This is a genomic window from Streptomyces sp. NPDC048257 (genome assembly GCF_043201855.1).
In the GTDB taxonomy this organism is placed as follows: domain Bacteria; phylum Actinomycetota; class Actinomycetes; order Streptomycetales; family Streptomycetaceae; genus Streptomyces.
On the sequence record NZ_JBICZI010000028.1, the window covers coordinates 56,870 to 75,356 of the forward strand.

Genomic DNA, 18,487 nt, shown 5'->3' on the forward strand with positions numbered 1-18,487 from the left:
TCCGTCAAGACCACAATTCGGTCAGGGCAGTTCGGAAAACGGACGATCCCCGGTACGGGTGGCCCGTACCGGGGATCGAGGGTGCGATGGGTTTGCTGCTGCGTGCCTGCTACGCGGGCTCGCGGGCCGGCGCCGCGACGACGGCCGGCCCCGCCTCCTGCAGCCTGACCCGAGACCGCCGCGCCGTACGCAGCGCCTCCCAGGTGAGGATCACGAGCGCGGCCCACACCAGGGAGAAGCCCGCCCAGCGCTCGGGCGGCATGGCCTCGTGGAAGTACAGGACGCCGAGCCCGAACTGGAACACCGGGGCCATGTACTGGAGCAGCCCGAGGGTGGACAGCGGCACCCGGATCGCGGCCATTCCGAAGAACACCAGGGGGATCGCCGTGACCAGCCCGGTCGCGGCCAGCAGGAGCGCGTGGGCGACGCCGTGCGAGGCGAAGGTGGACTGGCCCTGCGCGCCGAGCCACAGGACGTAGCCGAGGGCGGGCAGGAACAGTACGGCCGTCTCGGCGGTCAGCGACTCCAGGCCGCCCATGTTGAGCTTCTTCTTGATCAGTCCGTACGTGGCGAAGGAGAAGGCCAGGATCAGCGAGATCCACGGCGGCCGCCCGTAGCCGATGGCGAGCACCAGCACGGCGGCGAAGCTGAGGCCGACCGCCACCCACTGTGCGCGGCGCAGCCGCTCACCGAGCACCAGCACTCCGATGGCGATGCTGACCAGGGGATTGATGAAGTAGCCGAGGCTGGCCTCGACGACGTGGCCGTTGTTGACGGCCCAGATGTAGAGGCCCCAGTTCACGCTGATCACCAGGGCGGCCAGCGTGGTCAGGCCGAGCTTGCGGGGCTGCCGGAGCAGCTCCCGTATCCAGCCCCAGCGGCGCAGCGCGAGCAGCGCCAGGCCGACCACGGCCAGGGACCACACCATGCGGTGGGCGAGGATCTCGATGGCTCCGGAAGGCTTCAGGAGCGGCCAGAAGAGGGGCACCAGCCCCCACATCCCGTATGCGCCGAATCCGTAGAGCAAACCCGTGCGCTGCTCGTTCTCTGCCTTCACGGGGCCTCCTGTACGACTTCCAGCCAACTTCACGACGGTATCGCCGTACGGCCCAGATGTCATGCCCGTTATTGGGAGATACTCATGACATCTTTCGGGACGCGCGAGGCCGCGCCCCGCCCGCGGACCCGCCCGCGCCCCTCCTTCCGGCCCCGCCCGCACACGACGGAGCCCGGATCCTGGGGCAGGATCCGGGCTCCGTCACGTGCTGCGGGGAAGGTACGCGCTACCCGACGACGGTCCAGGTGTCGTTGCCGGTCAGCAGCGCCCCGAGGTCGCCCTTGCCGTTGCGGTCGATGGCCGCGTCGAGCTGCTCGGCCATGAGGGTGTCGTAGACGGGCCGTTCGGCACTGCGGAAGATCCCGATCGGCGTGTGGTGCAGCGTGTCGGGGTCCGCGAGGCGGGAGAGGGCGAACGCGGTGGTGGCGCTGGCGTTCTTCACGTCGTGGACCAGGATCTGCGCCTCGTTGGCCGCGGTCACCTCGACGACCTCCAGGTCACCGGTGGCCGGGTTGCGTACGACACCCTTCGCGTCGTCCGTGCCGAAGCGGATCGGCCGTCCGTGCTCCAGGCGGATCACGGCCTCCCGGGCCTGGTCCTGGTCCTTGAGGACGTCGAAGGCGCCGTCGTTGAAGATGTTGCAGTTCTGGTAGATCTCCACGAGCGCCGTGCCCTGGTGGTCGGCCGCCTGGCGCAGGACCTCGGTGAGGTGCCTGCGGTCGGAGTCGACGGTGCGGGCGACGAAGGAGGCCTCGGCGCCGATCGCCAGCGACACCGGGTTGAAGGGCGCGTCCAGCGAGCCCATCGGCGTCGACTTGGTGATCTTGCCGACCTCGGACGTGGGGGAGTACTGGCCCTTGGTCAGCCCGTAGATCCGGTTGTTGAACAGCAGGATCTTCAGGTTGACGTTGCGGCGCAGGGCGTGGATGAGGTGGTTGCCGCCGATGGACAGCGCGTCGCCGTCACCCGTGACGACCCAGACGGACAGGTCGCGGCGGGAGGTCGCCAGGCCGGTGGCGATGGCGGGGGCGCGGCCGTGGATGGAGTGCATCCCGTACGTGTTCATGTAGTACGGGAAGCGGGAGGAGCAGCCGATGCCCGAGACGAAGACGATGTTCTCCTTCGCGAGCCCCAGCTCGGGCATGAAGCCCTGGACCGCGGCCAGCACGGCGTAGTCGCCGCAACCGGGGCACCAGCGGACCTCCTGGTCCGACTTGAAGTCCTTCATCGACTGCTTGCTCTCGGCCTTCGGTACCAGCGAGAGCAGCGTCCGCTCCCCTTCGGTCACCTCAGTCATCGATGGCCTCCTTGAGAACCGTGGCGAGCTGCTCCGCCTTGAACGGCATTCCGTTGACCTGGTTGTACGACTGGGCGTCGACCAGGTATTTCGCCCGGATCAGGGTGGCGAGCTGCCCGAGGTTCATCTCCGGCACCACTACCTTCTCGTAACGCTCCAGGACCTCGCCGAGATTCCTGGGGAAGGGGTTGAGGTGGCGCAGATGTGCCTGGGCGATGGGGAGTCCGGCGTTCCGCAGCCGGCGGACGGCCGCGGTGATCGGGCCGTAGGTGGACCCCCAGCCCAGGACGAGGGTGGTGGCCCCGTCCGGATCGTCGACGTCGACGTCGGGGACCCGGATGCCGTCGACCTTGGCCTGGCGGGTGCGGACCATGAGGTCGTGGTTGGCGGGGTCGTACGAGATGTTGCCGCTGCCGTCCTGCTTCTCGATGCCGCCGATGCGGTGTTCGAGGCCGGGGGTGCCCGGGATCGCCCAGGGCCGCGCGAGGGTTTCCGGGTCCCGCTTGAAGGGCCAGAACACCTCGGTGCCGTCGGCGAGGGTGTGGTTCGCGCCGGTGGCGAACTTGACCTTCAGGTCGGGCAGGTCGGCGAGCTCCGGGATCCGCCAGGGCTCCGATCCGTTGGCGAGGTAGCCGTCGGAGAGCAGGAAGACCGGGGTCCGGTAGGTCAGCGCGATCCGGGCCGCGTCGAGGGCGGCGTCGAAGCAGTCCGCGGGCGTGCGCGGGGCCACGATCGGAACGGGCGCCTCACCGTTGCGGCCGAACATGGCCTGGAGGAGGTCCGCCTGCTCCGTCTTGGTCGGCAGGCCGGTGGAGGGGCCGCCGCGCTGGATGTCCACGATCAGCAGCGGAAGCTCCAGCGACACCGCGAGGCCGATCGCCTCCGACTTGAGCGCCACCCCGGGCCCGGAGGTGGTGGTCACCCCGAGCGCGCCGCCGAAGGCCGCGCCGAGCGCCGCGCCGATGCCGGCGATCTCGTCCTCGGCCTGGAAGGTCCGCACGCCGAAGTTCTTGTGCTTCGACAGCTCGTGCAGGATGTCCGAGGCCGGGGTGATCGGGTAGGAGCCCAGGTAGAGGGGCAGATCGGCCTGCTGGCTCGCGGCGACGAGACCGTAGGACAGCGCCAGGTTCCCCGAGATGTTGCGGTAGGTGCCGGTGGGGAAAGCCCGGGTGGCGGGGGCGACCTCGTAGGAGACCGCGAAGTCTTCGGTCGTCTCCCCGAAGTTCCAGCCGGCCCGGAAGGCGACGATGTTCGCCTCGGCGATCTCGGGCTTCTTCGCGAACTTCTGCCGCAGGAACTTCTCGGTGCCCTCGGTGGGCCGGTGGTACATCCACGACAGCAGGCCCAGCGCGAACATGTTCTTGCTGCGCTCGGCCTCCTTGCGGGAGAGGCCGAAGTCCTTCAGCGCCTCGACCGTCAGGGAGGTCAGCGGCACCGGGTGCAGGTTGTAGGCGTCGAGGGAGCCGTCCTCCAGCGGCGAGGTCGCGTAGCCGACCTTGGCCATCGGGCGCTTGGTGAACTCATCCGTGTTGATGATGATCTCCGCGCCGCGCGGCACGTCCGCGATGTTCGCCCTGAGGGCCGCCGGATTCATCGCCACCAGTACGTTCGGCGCATCGCCCGGCGTGAGGATGTCGTGGTCGGCGAAGTGGAGCTGGAAGGAGGAGACGCCCGGCAGGGTCCCGGCAGGGGCGCGGATCTCGGCGGGGAAGTTCGGCAGCGTCGACAGGTCGTTCCCGAAGGACGCCGTCTCCGAGGTGAACCGGTCACCGGTGAGCTGCATACCGTCACCGGAGTCACCCGCGAAGCGGATGATCACACGATCGAGGCGGCGTACTTCCTTGCCGCCCGGACCCTCCGGGGCGCGCTGTCCACCGACGACCGCGCCCCCGGCCCCGTCGGCCTGCTCGGCTGGGCTGCTGACCTGGCTGGTCACTGAACTGGACCTCCTTCGAGGTGTGAGCACCCCCGGGACCAACCCTACGTCCGTAGGAAATCAGTTCCCCGGGAGCGACCACATTCTGGACCGTAGGACCGCCCTTCGAGACGGCCCTGCCGGTATGCCATATCTGACAGAGTGTCAGTCGATCAAGATTTCAGGTAGGTGAGAACGGCCAGTACTCGCCGGTGATCCCCGTCACTCGGCGAGAGGCCCAATTTCATGAAGATGTTGCTGACGTGCTTTTCCACCGCTCCATCACTCACGACCAGCTGTTTCGCCACGGCGGAATTCGTCCGGCCCTCGGCCATCAGCCCGAGCACCTCGCGCTCGCGCGGGGTCAGGTTCGCCAGGACGTCCTGCTTCCGGCTGCGGCCGAGCAGCTGGGCGACGACCTCGGGGTCCAGGGCCGTACCGCCCCGGGCCACCCGCACCACCGCGTCCAGGAACTCCCGCACCTCGGCCACCCGGTCCTTGAGCAGATACCCCACCCCGGTGCTGGAACCGGCCAGCAGTTCCGTGGCGTACTGCTCCTCCACGTACTGCGACAGCACGAGCACACCTATACCGGGATGGTCGCGGCGCAGCCGTACGGCGGCCCGAACGCCCTCGTCGGTGTGGGTCGGCGGCATCCGCACGTCCGCCACCACCACATCCGGCAGCGCGTCCTCGGCCGCCAGGTCCGCCACCGTCTTGATCAGGGCTTCCGCGTCCCCGACGCCCGCCACGACGTCATGCCCCCGGTCGGTCAGCAACCGGGTCAGGCCCTCACGCAGCAGCACTGAATCCTCGGCGATGACCACCCGCACCCTGTCTTCCACGACTCAGCAGCTCCCGCATCACTCGTTCCCGCACGACCCGACTCAGCCAAGCATCCCAGCCTCAAGTCCCGGTGAAGGCAGAGCCGGGACAACACGTCGTCGTACGGGGGGAGTTTTCGACTACCGGAGGGTCGCCTACCGCACCGGCGCGCCACGTGCGCCGCGCACCGCGAAGGGCCGGGCCACCCGGCCCGGCCCTGTCGCCGCCTGCTCCGCGAGGCCCTACGGGCGCCAGGGCAGCTCGGCGGTGACCGTCGTCCCGCCCCCGGCGGGGGAGTCGACGACCAGCACGCCGTCCACGGCGTCCAGCCGCTCGGTCAGCCCCGCGAGCCCCGTCCCCTCCCGCGGCCCGGCCCCGCCCCGGCCGTCGTCGGCGACCTGGATCAGCAGCCGCTCCCCGGACTTCCACACGTCCACCGAGGCCGAGCGGGCCAGCGCGTGCTTGCTGACGTTCTGCAGCAGCTCCGACACCGTGAAGTACGCGATCCCCTCGATCGCCGGCGCGGGCCGGGCCGGCAGGTCCACGGCCACCCGTACCGGCACCGCGCACCGCGAGGCCACCGACGACAGCGCCGCGTCCAGCCCGCGGTCGGTCAGCACCGCCGGGTGGATCCCGCGGGCCAGGTCACGCAGCTCCTGGAGGGCGATCTTCACCTCTCCGTGCGCCTCGTCCACCATCCGGGCGGCGGCCTGCGGATTCTCGGTCAGCTTCTCCTTCGCCAGCCCCAGATCCATCGCCAGCGCCACCAGCCGGGCCTGCGCCCCGTCGTGCAGGTCCCGCTCGATGCGCCGAAGGTCGGCGGCGGCGGTGTCCACGACCACCCCGCGGTCGGACTCCAGCTCGCTGACGCGGGTGGCCAGGCCGGACGGCCCGAGCAGTCCGCCGACCATGACCCGGTCGACGGTGGTCAGGGCCCGGACCACCCACGGGGTGGCGAGGGTGAGCGCCAGCCCGACGAGGCTCGCGAGGGCGATCTCGGCGGGCGAGTCGAGGTAGAAGGAGTAGTCGTCGTTCTGGAAGAGCTGCAGACCCGGCTGGTCGGTGTAGGCCGGGAAGACCCAGAACCAGAGCGGGTACAGCAGGTACGCCCAGCCGCACGCCCAGAGCACCAGGGACAGGCAGAACGAGAACACCGCCCACGGGAAGTGGATCACCGAGTACAGCACGTGCCGCCAGGCGCTCCCGCTCTTGAGCAGCGCACCCATCGCGGCGAGCGGTCCGGCCTTCTTCGCCCGGATCGGCGCGGGGGCGGCGATGTCCGTCCCGAGCAGCGCGCGCACCCGGGCCCGCTCCAGGTGACCGAACCCGCGGCACATGGCGAGCATGCCGGCGAGGACCGGAACGCCGAGGAAGGTGACGAGCAGTCCGGCACCGAGGCTCACACCGGTGATGGCGAGCGAGAAGTACAGCGTGCTCAGCGGCAGCCCGATCAGCAGGAACCCGAACTCCCGCCAGGTCCGCCCCTCGACGGGAGCCCGCAACACCGCGCCGACCCCGCCCTTGCCGTTGCCGTTGCCCATGATCCCGACCCGCCCTTCCGCTCCTCCGCTACACCCCCACCCTGCCGCCCCCCGATCCCCGAAACCATGCGGCGGGTAGGCCTCCCCACACGGGGGATAACCCCACCCCCACCGCCGCCCACCCCAGCCCTGAGACCCCCAGCGTTCGAGACGGCCACCGCCCGTTCCAGCCCCGCCGGCGTTTGAGGCGCGGGGTCCGGGGCGGAGCCCTGGGAAACGGCCCGCGCCGGAGCCCGTACGGGATCCGGCCCATCCCTGCGGCCCCGCCGGCGAGGCGCACGGCGGAGCTCTGGGAAACGGCGCCGCAGCGGAGCCCGTACGGGATCCGGCCCATCCCTGCGGCCCCGTCGGCGAGGCGCACGGCGTCGAGCCCTGGGAAGCCCGTACGGGATCCGGCCCATCCCTGCGGCCCCGCCGGCGAGACGCACGGCGTCGAGCCGGACACACGAACGGGACCCCCGCCCACCCCGGACGGGAGTCCCGCTCACCACCACACCGGCAGGGGGCCCGGGGGCCTACCCCCGATCCCGCCACGGCAGCTCCGCCGTGACCACGGTCCCCGCCCCCACGGGCGAGTCCACCACCAGCACCCCGTCCACCGCGCCCAGCCGCTCCGCCAGCCCCGCCAGCCCACTCCCCCCGGAGGCACTCGCCCCGCCGCACCCGTCGTCCGACACCCGGATCATCAGCCTGGCCCCGGCCCGCCACACCTCCACCGCCGCGCCCCGCGCCCCCGGCCCCGCGTGCTTGCTCACGTTCTGCAGCAGCTCGGACACCACGAAGTACGCGATCCCCTCGATCGCCTCCGCCGGCCGCGCCCCCGGCCGCGCCCCCGTCCCGTCCCCCGGCCGATCCGCCGGCAGATCCACCGCCACCTTCACCGGCACCACGCACCGCGCCGCCACCGACGACAGCGCCGCGTCCAGCCCCCGGTCCGTCAGCACGGCCGGGTGGATCCCCCGCGCGAGGTCCCGCAGCTCCTGGAGCGCTAGCTTCACCTCCCCGTGCGCCTCGTCGACCATCGCCGCCGCGCCCTCCGGGTCCTCCAGCAGCTTCTCCTTCGCGAGGCCGAGCCCCATCGCCAGCGCCACGAGCCGGGCCTGCGCCCCGTCGTGCAGGTCCCGTTCGATGCGCCGCAGGTCGGCCGCCGCGGTGTCGACCACCACGCCCCGGTCCGACTCCAGCTCCGCGATCCGCCGCTCCAGGTCGTCGGAGGGCGAGAGCAGGCCCCGGACCATCGCCCGGTCCACGTTCGCCATCAGCCGCACCAGGTACGGCAGCACCGGCCACAGCACGAACAGGCCGGTCAGCGCTACCGTAAAGGTGAGTACTCCCCACGGCAGCCGGATCAGCTGGTAGAGCACCGTCCGCCATCCGACGGGGTCCTTGATGCTCGTCCACAGCCAGGGGAAGAATCCGCCGGACCGCTTCGGTCCGGGGATCGGGGTCGGCTCGTCCACCCGTACGCCCAGCAGCCCGCGGGCGCGTGCCCGGTCCAGTCGTCCCCATTGCCGAGACAGATACAGACCGCACGCGAGCAGGGGAATTCCGACCGCGGTCACGGAAAGACCGCCGGCGGTGGAAACCATGACAACCGCGTAAACAAAACCGACGATCGCCAGCGGCAGGTTGCTCACCAGATAGGCGATCTCCTTCCACGTCACGGCGCTGAAGACGGCGCGTACGGGGGGAGGACGATCGTTGTCGGGAATGGCATGGCTCATGGTCATGCGCCACAGCCTGTCAAGTACGACCCGCTCATGCCATGGGGTGGCCGGGGTGCTGTGAACGGGGGATAACCCCACCCCGTGTGAGGCAGGCCCTAGACTCCCGTCCGTACCAGATCGTCGACAGTGACCGAGGAGCGAGGAACGGACGTGCCCGAACCAACGGTATCGACCGTAACCGTGCTCGCGGCGGACTACTTCCGGAGTTATTCGGTCGTCGGTCTGCTGGCCGTCCTCGGTGTGCTCTTCGTGGCCGTCGCCTTCGGCGCGGGCCGCCTGCTGCGGCCCGTCGTCCCGACCCCCGAGAAGCTGCTGACCTACGAATGCGGAGTGGACCCGGTCGGCGAGGGCTGGGCGCACACCCAGGTCCGCTACTACGTCTACGCGTTCCTCTACGTCATCTTCGCCGTCGACTCGATCTTCCTGTTCCCGTGGGCGACGGTGTTCGCCGCCGCCGGTTACGGCGCCACGACGCTGGTGGAGATGTTCATCTTCCTGGGCTTCCTGGCCGTCGGCCTGCTCTATGCGTACAAGAAGGGCGTCCTCGAATGGACGTGACACCGGCTGTGACGCCGACCGAGGGCGTGCTGCTCCCGGAGCCCAAGCGCCTCGGAGTCCTCTCCCGCCTGGCCCCGGAACCGATGAAGGTGGTCCTGAACTGGGGCCGCCGGTACAGCCTGTGGGTCTTCAACTTCGGCCTCGCCTGCTGCGCGATCGAGTTCATCGCCGCGTCCATGGCCCGGCACGACTTCATCCGGCTCGGCGTGATCCCCTTCGCGCCCGGCCCCCGCCAGGCAGACCTCATGATCGTCTCGGGCACCGTCACGGACAAGATGGCCCCGGCGGTGAAGCGGCTCTACGAGCAGATGCCGGAGCCGAAGTACGTCATCTCCTTCGGCGCCTGCTCCAACTGCGGCGGCCCCTACTGGGACTCGTACTCGGTGACGAAGGGCGTCGACCAGATCATCCCGGTCGACGTCTACGTGCCGGGCTGCCCGCCGCGTCCGGAAGCCCTCCTCCAGGGCATCCTCAAGCTCCAGGAGAAGATCGCCCGCGAGTCGCTGGCCGAGCGCTACGCGACCGGGCCGTCGGTGTCCCAGCTGACGAGCGGCCTGGTCACGCCCCCGCCGGCGCCCGCGCAGGAGGCAGGCGCGTGAACCTCTACGACTCCCTCCCCGACGCGGCGCCGACGGTCTTCGGAGCCGAGGCCGTCGCCGAGTTCTCGTACGACGTCCTCACGGTGGACGTGCCCGTCGGCAGCTGGATCTCCGCCCTCGAGATCGCCCGGGACAAGCTGGGCTGTACGTACTTCGACTGGCTGAGCGCGGTGGACGAGCCCGGCACCGGCTTCCGGATCTGCGCGCACGTCGCGTCCCTGGAGAACCACCGGGTGCGCCGGCTGCTGCTGCGCACGACCGTCCCGCACGCCGCCGCCTCCCTGCCGTCCGCGGTCGCCGTCTACGCGGGGGCGGAATGGCACGAGCGCGAGACCTTCGAGATGTTCGGGGTGACCTTCACCGACCACCCGAACCTCGTCCCCCTCCTCCTTCCGGAGAACTTCGAGGGACACCCGCTGCGCAAGGACTTCGTCCTGGCCGCACGCGTCGCCAAGGCCTGGCCCGGAGCCAAGGAGCCGGGCGAGGCGCACGACCCGGATGCGCCCAAGCGCCGTCAGATGCTTCCGCCGGGCGTCCCGGACCCCAACGATTGGGGCCCGATGAAGGGTCAGCTCCCGCCGGCCCCCGCCCGCCCGGCCCGCACCCCGCGTGCAGCCGGCGCGGCGGGCGCCGCCGCGCGCACGCCGCGCGAGGGCGCCCCGGTCCGCCGCACCCGCTCGGTCACCGAGGACTCGGCCACCCAGCCCCCGGCCGACGCGGCCACCTCGGAGGCCGCACCCCGCCCGCCGCGCCGCACCCGTTCGGTGTCGGAGGGCTCGGCGAGCCAGGCCGCCCCGACCGATCCGTCGACCGAGGTGACTCCGGAGGCCGCACCCCGCCCGCCGCGCCGCACCCGTTCGGTGTCGGACGGCTCGGCGAGCCAGTCGGCCCCGGCGGCCGCGGAGACCCCGGCGGCCGCGCCGAGGTCGGCGCCGCGCAGCTCGGACGCCCCCTGGCACGACCCGAAGCCTGCCTTCGAGAAGCCGCAGGCCCCGCCGAAGCCGAAGCCACAGGCGGAGCCGGAGCCGCAGTCGGAGCCGGAGACCCCGCCGGAGGCGGATTCCGACCCGAAGTCCACCGCCGAGACCACCCCCGAGACCACTCCCACGCCCGACAACGGAGGCGACGCGTGAACGATGTCCTCGACGTCGCCCTGCGGCTGATCGTCGTCTTCGCCGTCTTCCTCGTGCTCCCGCTCGTCGTCGGGCAGACCGAGCACAAGGTGATGGCCCACATGCAGGGCCGCCTCGGCCCCATGTACGCCGGCGGCTTCCACGGCTGGGCCCAGCTCGTCGCCGACGGCGTGAAGTTCGCGCAGAAGGAGGACATCGTCCCGGCGAACGCCGACCGCCGGATCTTCCAGCTCGCCCCCGCCGTCGCCCTGCTGCCGTACCTCCTCGTCCTCCTGGCCATCCCGATCGGCCCGGGCGAGGGCGCCGTCGGCCAGGTCATCGACGCGGGCCTGTTCTTCGTGCTCGCCGTCATGGGCGTCGGAGTCCTCGGCTCGCTGATGGCCGGATGGGCCTCCGCGAACAAGTTCTCCCTGCTGGGCGGCCTGCGCACCGCCGCCCAGCTGCTCGCCTACGAGCTCCCCATGCTGCTCGCCGCCGCCTCCGTCGCGATGGCCGCCGGGACGGTCTCCCTCCCCGGCATCGTCGAGGCCTTCGAGTGGTGGTGGCTGCCCTGGCAGATCGTCGGCGCGCTCGTCTTCTTCACCGCCGGCCTCGCCGAACTGCAGCGGCCCCCCTTCGACATGCCCGTCGCCGACTCCGAGATCATCTTCGGCGCGTACACCGAGTACACCGGCCTGCGCTTCGCGCTGTTCCTGCTCGCCGAGTACGCCGGCATCGTCGTCCTCTGCTTCCTCACCACCGTCCTCTTCCTCGGCGGCTGGCAGGGCCCCTTCGGCGGCGACGGCCTCGGCTGGGTCTGGACCCTGCTCAAGGCCGCGATCCTCGCCTTCGTCGTGATCTGGCTCCGCGTGAGCTACCCGCGCCTTCGCGAGGACCAGCTCCAGAAGCTCGCCTGGACCACGCTCATCCCGCTCGCGCTCGCCCAGATCGCGCTCACCGGCATCGTGAAGGTGGCGATCCAGTAATGCCCATCCCCGGATCCGGCCTGGCCAAGGGCCTGGCCGTCACCCTGCGCACGATGACGAAGCGCTCGCACACGGCCCAGTACCCCGAGGTCCAGCCCGAACTCCCGCCCCGCTCCCGCGGGGTCATCGGTCTGTTCGAGGAGAACTGCACGGTCTGCATGCTCTGCGCCCGTGAGTGCCCCGACTGGTGCATCTACATCGACTCCCACAAGGAGACGGTCCCGGCGTCCGCCCCCGGTGGCCGCGAGCGCAGCCGCAACGTCCTCGACCGCTTCGCCATCGACTTCTCCCTCTGCATGTACTGCGGTATCTGCATCGAGGTGTGCCCCTTCGACGCCCTCTTCTGGTCGCCGGAGTTCGAGTACGCGGAGACCGACATCCACGAGCTGACCCACGAGCGCGACAAGCTCCGCGAGTGGATGTGGACCGTCCCGGCGCCGCCCGCGCTGGACCCGGCCGCCGAGGAGCCCAAGGAGATCTCCGCCGCCCGCAAGGCGGTGGAGAAGGCCGAAGCCGCAGCCGCGGCGGCAGCCGCCGCCGAAGCCGCCGCCCGGGCGGCCGAGACCGAACCGCCGACCGACCCGACCCCGGAGGGAGACGCGTGAGCCCCGCCACCACCCTGGCCGCAGCCGCCGCGACCACCGGGCCCGGCTTCCTCTCCCCTACCGGTGTCGAGATCGCCTTCGTCCTCGTCGGACTCGCCACCCTCGGCGCCGCCCTCGTCACGGTCACCACCAAGCAGCTGGTGCACGCCGCCCTGTGGCTGGTCGTCGCGCTCGGCGGCATCGCCGTCGAGTACCTGCTGCTGACCGCCGAGTTCATCGCCTGGGTCCAGGTCCTCATCTACCTCGGTTCCGTGGTCGTCCTCCTCCTCTTCGGGCTGATGCTCACCAAGGCCCCCATCGGCCGCTCCCCGGACGCCGACTCCGGCAACCGCTGGATCGCGCTCGGCGTCGCCGTCGTCGCGGCCGTGTCGCTGGTCTGGGTGGTCGTCGACGCCTTCCGCACCACCTGGATCGACCTCGACGGACCGGTCCAGGGCTCCACGAAGGTCTCCGGCGAGATCCTCTTCCAGCACTGGGTGCTGCCCTTCGAGGCGCTCTCCGTCCTCCTCCTCGCCGCCCTGATCGGGGCCATCGTGCTGTCCCGCAGGAACGACCCCGCCGAAGACGCCGACGCCGCCCCCGCGGCCGGTTCCGGCGAGAAGAAGGGCCGGCGCTGATGCACCTCGCCTACCCCGCCGTGCTCGCGGCGCTCCTCTTCTGCACGGGCCTGTACGGAGTACTCGCCCGCCGCAACGCCATCCTGGTCCTGATGTCCGTCGAGCTGATGCTCAACGCCGTCAACCTCAACCTGGTGGCCTTCGACGTCTGGCTGCGCGACGCCCTGCACGCCGGCCAGGCCCTCACCCTCTTCACCATCGCGATCGCCGCCGCCGAGATCGGCATCGGCCTCGCGATCGTGCTGATGGTGTACCGCAACCGGGGCACCTCCGACGTCGACCGGCTGCGCGACACCGCCGAGGGCCACGAGCCCGCCGCGAACAACCAGAGCGAGGTCACCGCGTGAGCACCACGACCCTCGCCGTCCTCGTCCCGCTCCTGCCCTTCCTGGGCGCGGTCGCGGGACTGCTGCTCGGCCGCAGCGCCCCCGGGTTCGTCCGGCCGCTCGCGATCCTGCCGACCCTGGCCTCCGCCGTACTGGCCGTCCTCGTCGCCGTCCGCCAGGGCGGCGGCGAGCCGATCAACACCGCGACCGAGCTGACCCCGACCGGCTCGGTGCCGATCGATCTCTCGCTCTACCTGGACGGCTTCGCCGTGCTGGTCGCCGTCCTGGTCGGGGTCGTCGCCACCTGCGTACAGGTCTACTCGACCGCGTACCTCCGTGAGGACCCGCGCTACCCGTCGTACGCCGCTCTCGTCTCACTGTTCACCTCCGCCATGCTGCTCGTCGTCTACTCCGGCGACCTGATGGTGCTGCTGGTCGGCTGGGAGGTCATGGGCATCTGCTCGTACTTCCTGGTCGGTCACTACTGGGAGACCGAAGCGGCCCGCTCCGCCTCCCTGAAGGCCTTCCTCGTCACCAAGCTCGGCGACGTCCCCTTCCTGATCGGCCTGTTCGCGCTCGCCGCCGACGCAGGCTCCTTCCAGATCACGAAGATCCTCGGCACCGTCGCCGCGGGCGGACTCGACAACCCGACCCTGATCGCGCTGCTCCTGCTCGCCGGAGTCGCGGGCAAGTCCGCCCAGTTCCCCCTGCACACCTGGCTCCCCGACGCCATGGCGGGCCCCACCCCGGTCTCGGCACTGATCCACGCCGCGACGATGGTCGCCGCCGGTATCTACTTCATCGCCCGTCTCCTGCCCGTCTTCGCAGCCTCCCGCGCCGCGCTGGTGGTCATGGCCGTGATGGCGGCCGTCACGATGGTCGGCTCCGGCCTCGCCGCCCTCGCCCAGGACGACATCAAGCGGGTGCTCGCCTACTCCACGATCGGCCAGCTCGGCTACATGACCGGCGCCCTGGCCGTAGGCGACCGCGGCGCCGCCGTCTTCCACCTCCTGTCCCACGGCGCCTTCAAGGCGCTCCTCTTCCTCGGCGCCGGCGTGATCATCCACGCCGCCGGTACGAACTCCCTGGGCGCCATGTCCCGGATGGACGGCCTGGCCAAGCGCATCCCCGACGCCTTCTGGACGATGACGATCGCGCTGCTCGCGCTCGCCGCGATCCCGCCCTTCGCCGGCTTCTTCTCCAAGGAAGCCGTCCTCGTCGCCGCCGAGCACACCGCGACCGGTCACTCGGAATTCGCCCCCAGCGCCGCCGGCTGGCTGGTGCTGGTCGCCGGTGTGCTGACCGCCCTGCTCACCGCCGCCTACGCCACCCGGCTGTGGCTGATGGCCTTCCGCGGCCGGGGCGCAGCCGCCCCCGACCACGGCAAGGAGCCCCTCGCCATGACCGGCGTGCTGTGGCTGCTGGCGATCCCGTCCGTCGGCTTCGGCCTCGCGGCGGGCACCATCGCCGAGTGGTTCGACGGCGGGGAGCTCACCCCGACCCTGGTCACCTCGGTCCTCGGCACGGGCGCCGCGGCCATCGGCGCGATGCTCACCTACGCCCTCTGGCAGCGGGCCTCCGCGAAGGCCGCCCTCGCGACCGCCGCCGGCACCCGAGCCGCAGCCGCAGCCGGAGTGCCCGCCGCCGTCGTCGCCGCCGAATCCGCCGCGGAAGCCCCCGAGGTGGCCGAGGTGACCCACGACCACCCCGCCGTCCCGGCCGGCCCCGCCGCCGACCCCGGCAAGGCGCTCCTCGGCCCCCTGCACCGCCACGCCGCCGACGGCTTCCACCTCGACGCCGTCTACGACCGGCTCTTCGTCCGACCCGTCCTGGCCGCGGCGAGCCTCGTCCGCTTCCTCGACCGCGAGGTCGTGGACACGTACGTCCGTGGCGCGGGCACCGGCACCCGGATGCTCGGCAGCCTCGTACGCCGTGCCCAGACCGGCAACGTGCAGAGCTACCTGAGCGCCCTGCTCGCCGGCGCCGTGGTCCTGGCGATCGCCACCGCCGTCCTCGCCAACGTCAACGCCGGATCGTGAGCCGTGAGTCAGCCGTGATTGATATCAGCCCGTCCGTGATGCAGTTCCTTCTGGCGTTCATCGTGGTCGCACCGCTCCTCGGCTCCGCCGCGGCGCTCCTGCCGGCCCCGCCCGGCCTCAAGGGCAAGAGCCCCGAACAGGCCGTGCTCCGCCACGGCGTGACCGTGACCGGCGTGATCCTCGCCGCGGCCATCGCCCTCACCCTGGGCTTCGACCACGACGCCCCGTCCCGCTTCCAGGCGACGACGGACATCAGCTGGATCCAGGCGCTGAACGTCCGGATCCACCTCGGCATCGACGGCATCTCGCTCCCCCTCCTCCTGATGACCGCGCTGCTGTTCTTCCTCTGCGCGCTCTACAGCTACTTCAAGCTCCCCGAAGGCCCCTCCCCGAAGGCCTTCGTCGCGCTGCTCCTCGTCCTCGAGTCCGGCACCCTCGCCACCTTCGCCGTCCTCGACCTGCTGCTCTTCTTCCTCGCCTTCGAGATGGTCCTCATCCCGATGTACTTCCTCATCGCCCGCTGGGGCGGTGCTCAGCGGCAGGCCGCCGCCTGGAAGTTCATCCTCTACACCCTGCTCGGCTCGGTCGTCATGCTGCTCGGTCTGCTGCTGATCGGACTGAACAGCGGCACTTTCGACATGGTGACACTGGCCTCTGACAACGGCCGCGAACTGTCCCACACCACCCAGCTCCTGGCCGTCCTCTCCATCGGTCTCGGCCTCGCCGTGAAGACCCCGATGTGGCCCCTGCACAGCTGGCTGCCGGACGCCCACACCGCCGCGCCCACCGTCGGATCCGTCCTGCTGGCCGGCGTCCTGCTGAAGATGGGCACCTACGGGTTCGTCCGCATCCTGCTCCCCGCCACCCCCGACGGCATGGCCACCTTCGCCCCGTACCTGGGCGCGTTCGCCGCCGTCGGGATCGTCTACGGATCGCTCGCCTGCCTCGCGCTGGCCCGCAAGGGCAACAAGGGCGACCTCAAGCGCCTCATCGCCTACTCCTCCGTCGGCCACATGGGCTTCGTGCTCCTCGGCATCGCGAGCATGACCCCCACCGGCGTCAACGGCGCGCTCTTCGCCAACATCGCCCACGGCCTGATCACCGGCCTCCTCTTCTTCCTGGTCGGCGCCCTCAAGGACCGCTACGGCACCGCCGACCTCGACACCCTCGCCGGGGCCACCGGCGCCGCCCTCTACGGCCGCGCCCCCCGCTTCGGCGCGCTCCTCGCCTTCGCCGCCGTCGCCTCCCTGGGCCTGCCGGGCCTGGCCGGCTTCTGGGGCGAGATGCTGGCCCTCTTCGGCGCCTTCGACCCCGCCGAGGGCCTCTCCCGCCCCGCGTTCCTCACGTACATGGCCGTCGGCGCGTTCGGCACCCTGCTCACCGCCGCCTACCTCCTGATCGTCGTACGGCGCGTCTGCATGGGAGACCCCAAGGCCGGTCCCGAGCTCGCCGTCGCGGACATCCAGCGCTACGAGTTCGCCGCCTGGACCCCGCTCGTCGCCCTCACCGTCCTCGCCGGCCTGTGGCCCGCGGTCCTCCTCGGCCTCACCGACCCGGCCGTCCAGAAGCTCCTCGCAGGAGGCAACTCATGACGGCCCTGACGGTCCTCTCCGCCGAGACCCCGAGCCTGGTCCAGTCCGTCGACTGGCTCGCCATCGCCCCCGTGGTGATCACCGCCGCCGTCGGCCTGGTCGTCCTCGTCGCCGACCTGTTCCTCGCCGAGCGCCACAAGCCGCTGCTCGGCTGGATCTCCGTGGCCGGCCTGGCCGCCGCGACCGCCACCCTGTTGCCCCTGCGCTCCGGTGACCGCACCACCTTCTGCCTGACCGGCGACCCGGCGGCCTGCAGCTACGTCGCCGATCACTTCGCGCTCGTCATCCAGTTCCTGGTGCTGGCCGGCGCCCTGGTCACCGCCCTGCTGTCGGTCACCGCCGTCCGCGACACCCGGCTGGCGGCCGGCGAGTACTGGTTCCTGCTGCTCTCCTCCGCCGCCGGCGCGGCCCTGCTGCCCGCCTCCCGCGACCTCGCCACCCTGATCGTCGCGCTCGAAGTCGCCTCGCTGCCCGCCTTCGCCCTCGTCGGCATGCGCCGCGGCGACCGGCTCTCCTCCGAAGCCGCCCTGAAGTTCTTCCTGTCCTCCGTCACCGCCACTGCCGTGTCGCTGATGGGCGTCAGCTTCGTCTACGCCGCCACCGGCTCCCTGCACCTCACCCAGGTGGCCGACGGTCTCGAAGACGTCCCCGGGCAGCTCGGCACCCTCGCCATGGCCGGTGTCGCGCTCACCCTCGTCGGCTTCGCCTTCAAGACCGCGGCCGTCCCCTTCCACTTCTGGGTCCCCGACACCTACGTCGGTGCCCCGCTGCCCATCGCCGGCTACCTCTCGGTGATCGGCAAGGCCGTCGGCTTCACCGGCCTCATCCTCGTCACGGTGATCGCCTTCCCGGCGTACTCCGACATCTGGGGCCCGGCCCTCGCCGTCCTCGCCGCCCTCACCATGACCCTGGGCAACGCCGCCGCGCTGCGCCAGTCCGCGGACCGCCCGAACAGCGCCGTACGGCTGCTCGCCTGGTCCTCGGTCGGCCAGGCCGGCTACCTGCTGGTCCCGATCGCCGCGTCCGCCTACTCCGGGCGCGACCAGATCGGCTCCACCGTCGCCTACGCCCTCATGTACGCCGCCGTGAACCTCGGCGCCTTCGCCGTGGCCGCCCTCGTCGCCCGTACGAAGCCGCTCCACCGGATCAGCGACTACCGCGGCCTGTACGCCGAGCGCCCGCTGGCCGCCCTGTCGCTGGCCTTCTTCCTGCTCTGCCTGGCGGGCCTGCCCCCGGGCATCATCGGGCTCTTCGCCAAGGTCACCGTCTTCCGGTCCGCGGTCGACGCGGGTCTGGGCTGGCTGGCCGTGGTCATGGCGATCAACGTCGTCATCGCCCTGTACTACTACCTGCGCTGGACGGCACTGCTCTTCCGCACCCCCGAGGGCGCGCAGACCCGTACGCGCGCCCCCTGGCCCGTGACGGCGGCCATCGTCCTCACCGCGATCACCGCGATCGTCCTCTCGGGCGCCCCGCAGCTCATCCTGCGCGTCACGTCGGGCAGTCTCTTCGCGCAGTGAGCCGGTACCCGTAACCCGTACGGAGCAACGCCCGCCGCCGCCCCGCCACCCCCGGCCGGGGGCGGCGGCGGGCGGCCGCCCCGTCGCGCCCTGGGAACCTGACGCCCCCACCTCGCGTTGACCAGGAAGGGAGGGTCCACTGGACCGTAGACCCTCACACCCATGACGGGC

Annotated in this window: 16 protein-coding genes; 10 read left to right on the forward strand and 6 right to left on the reverse strand. The window is 71.4% G+C overall.

Features of this window, described 5'->3' with window-relative positions; genetic code table 11:
- Nucleotides 1-109: 109 nt before the first annotated feature.
- From rarD to ACGFZK_RS33135, 6 genes are all read right to left on the reverse strand, one after another.
- The gene (rarD, locus tag ACGFZK_RS33110) at nt 110-1,057 is read right to left on the reverse strand and encodes an EamA family transporter RarD (RefSeq protein WP_393852551.1); all 948 of its coding nucleotides are present in this window, start codon (nt 1,055-1,057) and stop codon (nt 110-112) included.
- A 226-nt stretch (nt 1,058-1,283) separates the two neighbouring features.
- Nucleotides 1,284-2,354, reverse strand: coding sequence for a 2-oxoacid:ferredoxin oxidoreductase subunit beta (locus ACGFZK_RS33115; RefSeq protein ID WP_393852552.1), 1,071 nt, complete (start codon nt 2,352-2,354; stop codon nt 1,284-1,286).
- Complete coding sequence (locus tag ACGFZK_RS33120; protein ID WP_393852553.1) at nt 2,347-4,290, reverse strand: 2-oxoacid:acceptor oxidoreductase subunit alpha; 1,944 nt, start codon at nt 4,288-4,290, stop codon at nt 2,347-2,349. Before ACGFZK_RS33120 ends, ACGFZK_RS33115 begins: the two co-directional genes overlap by 8 nt.
- 152 nt (nt 4,291-4,442) lie before the next feature.
- Nucleotides 4,443-5,102, reverse strand: coding sequence for a LuxR C-terminal-related transcriptional regulator (locus ACGFZK_RS33125; protein WP_393852581.1), 660 nt, complete (start codon nt 5,100-5,102; stop codon nt 4,443-4,445).
- A 234-nt stretch (nt 5,103-5,336) separates the two neighbouring features.
- Nucleotides 5,337-6,635, reverse strand: a complete 1,299-nt coding sequence (locus tag ACGFZK_RS33130) for a sensor histidine kinase (protein ID WP_393852554.1) — start codon at nt 6,633-6,635, stop codon at nt 5,337-5,339.
- Nucleotides 6,636-7,150: 515 nt separating this feature from the next.
- A complete protein-coding gene (locus ACGFZK_RS33135) occupies nt 7,151-8,365 on the reverse strand; it encodes a sensor histidine kinase (protein WP_393852555.1) in 1,215 nt (404 codons plus the stop codon).
- Between the two features lie 147 nt (nt 8,366-8,512).
- Here ACGFZK_RS33135 and ACGFZK_RS33140 point away from each other — a divergent pair, with 147 nt between their 5' ends.
- The 10 genes from ACGFZK_RS33140 to ACGFZK_RS33185 are packed head-to-tail and all read left to right on the forward strand — an operon-like array spanning nt 8,513 to nt 18,316.
- A complete protein-coding gene (locus ACGFZK_RS33140; protein ID WP_030388327.1) occupies nt 8,513-8,920 on the forward strand; it encodes an NADH-quinone oxidoreductase subunit A in 408 nt (135 codons plus the stop codon).
- Nucleotides 8,911-9,519, forward strand: a complete 609-nt coding sequence (locus tag ACGFZK_RS33145; protein WP_393852556.1) for an NADH-quinone oxidoreductase subunit B — start codon at nt 8,911-8,913, stop codon at nt 9,517-9,519. Before ACGFZK_RS33140 ends, ACGFZK_RS33145 begins: the two co-directional genes overlap by 10 nt.
- Nucleotides 9,516-10,652 (forward strand): NADH-quinone oxidoreductase subunit C, encoded by a 1,137-nt coding sequence (locus ACGFZK_RS33150; RefSeq protein WP_393852557.1) that lies wholly within the window; start codon nt 9,516-9,518, stop codon nt 10,650-10,652. Before ACGFZK_RS33145 ends, ACGFZK_RS33150 begins: the two co-directional genes overlap by 4 nt.
- On the forward strand, nt 10,649-11,617 hold the full coding sequence (locus tag ACGFZK_RS33155) for an NADH-quinone oxidoreductase subunit H (protein WP_393852558.1): 969 nt from the start codon (nt 10,649-10,651) through the stop codon (nt 11,615-11,617). The genes ACGFZK_RS33150 and ACGFZK_RS33155 overlap by 4 nt, the downstream gene beginning before the upstream one ends.
- Nucleotides 11,617-12,222: a NuoI/complex I 23 kDa subunit family protein gene (locus tag ACGFZK_RS33160; protein ID WP_393852559.1), complete on the forward strand. Its 606-nt coding sequence runs from the start codon at nt 11,617-11,619 to the stop codon at nt 12,220-12,222. Before ACGFZK_RS33155 ends, ACGFZK_RS33160 begins: the two co-directional genes overlap by 1 nt.
- On the forward strand, nt 12,219-12,839 hold the full coding sequence (locus tag ACGFZK_RS33165) for an NADH-quinone oxidoreductase subunit J (RefSeq protein WP_393852560.1): 621 nt from the start codon (nt 12,219-12,221) through the stop codon (nt 12,837-12,839). Before ACGFZK_RS33160 ends, ACGFZK_RS33165 begins: the two co-directional genes overlap by 4 nt.
- Complete coding sequence (gene nuoK / locus ACGFZK_RS33170) at nt 12,839-13,186, forward strand: NADH-quinone oxidoreductase subunit NuoK (protein WP_030726044.1); 348 nt, start codon at nt 12,839-12,841, stop codon at nt 13,184-13,186. Before ACGFZK_RS33165 ends, nuoK begins: the two co-directional genes overlap by 1 nt.
- The gene (locus ACGFZK_RS33175; RefSeq protein ID WP_393852561.1) at nt 13,183-15,204 is read left to right on the forward strand and encodes an NADH-quinone oxidoreductase subunit L; all 2,022 of its coding nucleotides are present in this window, start codon (nt 13,183-13,185) and stop codon (nt 15,202-15,204) included. Before nuoK ends, ACGFZK_RS33175 begins: the two co-directional genes overlap by 4 nt.
- Before the next feature lie 38 nt (nt 15,205-15,242).
- Complete coding sequence (locus tag ACGFZK_RS33180; RefSeq protein WP_393852582.1) at nt 15,243-16,796, forward strand: NuoM family protein; 1,554 nt, start codon at nt 15,243-15,245, stop codon at nt 16,794-16,796.
- Nucleotides 16,793-18,316 carry an NADH-quinone oxidoreductase subunit N gene (locus tag ACGFZK_RS33185; RefSeq protein WP_393852562.1) on the forward strand — a complete coding sequence of 508 codons (1,524 nt, stop codon included), beginning with the start codon at nt 16,793-16,795 and terminating at the stop codon, nt 18,314-18,316. The genes ACGFZK_RS33180 and ACGFZK_RS33185 overlap by 4 nt, the downstream gene beginning before the upstream one ends.
- Nucleotides 18,317-18,487: the final 171 nt, after the last annotated feature.

Bases quoted from the DNA above. Each gene is read 5' to 3' on its own strand.
- ACGFZK_RS33115 (WP_393852552.1), bottom strand. From the start codon at position 2,354: ATGACTGAGGTGACCGAAGGGGAGCGGACGCTGCTCTCGCTGGTACCG.
- ACGFZK_RS33130 (WP_393852554.1), bottom strand. From the start codon at position 6,635: ATGGGCAACGGCAACGGCAAGGGCGGGGTCGGCGCGGTGTTGCGGGCT.
- ACGFZK_RS33135 (WP_393852555.1), bottom strand. From the start codon at position 8,365: ATGACCATGAGCCATGCCATTCCCGACAACGATCGTCCTCCCCCCGTA.
- ACGFZK_RS33145 (WP_393852556.1), top strand. From the start codon at position 8,911: ATGGACGTGACACCGGCTGTGACGCCGACCGAGGGCGTGCTGCTCCCG.
- ACGFZK_RS33160 (WP_393852559.1), top strand. From the start codon at position 11,617: ATGCCCATCCCCGGATCCGGCCTGGCCAAGGGCCTGGCCGTCACCCTG.
- nuoK (WP_030726044.1), top strand. From the start codon at position 12,839: ATGCACCTCGCCTACCCCGCCGTGCTCGCGGCGCTCCTCTTCTGCACG.
- ACGFZK_RS33180 (WP_393852582.1), top strand. From the start codon at position 15,243: ATGCAGTTCCTTCTGGCGTTCATCGTGGTCGCACCGCTCCTCGGCTCC.
- ACGFZK_RS33185 (WP_393852562.1), top strand. From the start codon at position 16,793: ATGACGGCCCTGACGGTCCTCTCCGCCGAGACCCCGAGCCTGGTCCAG.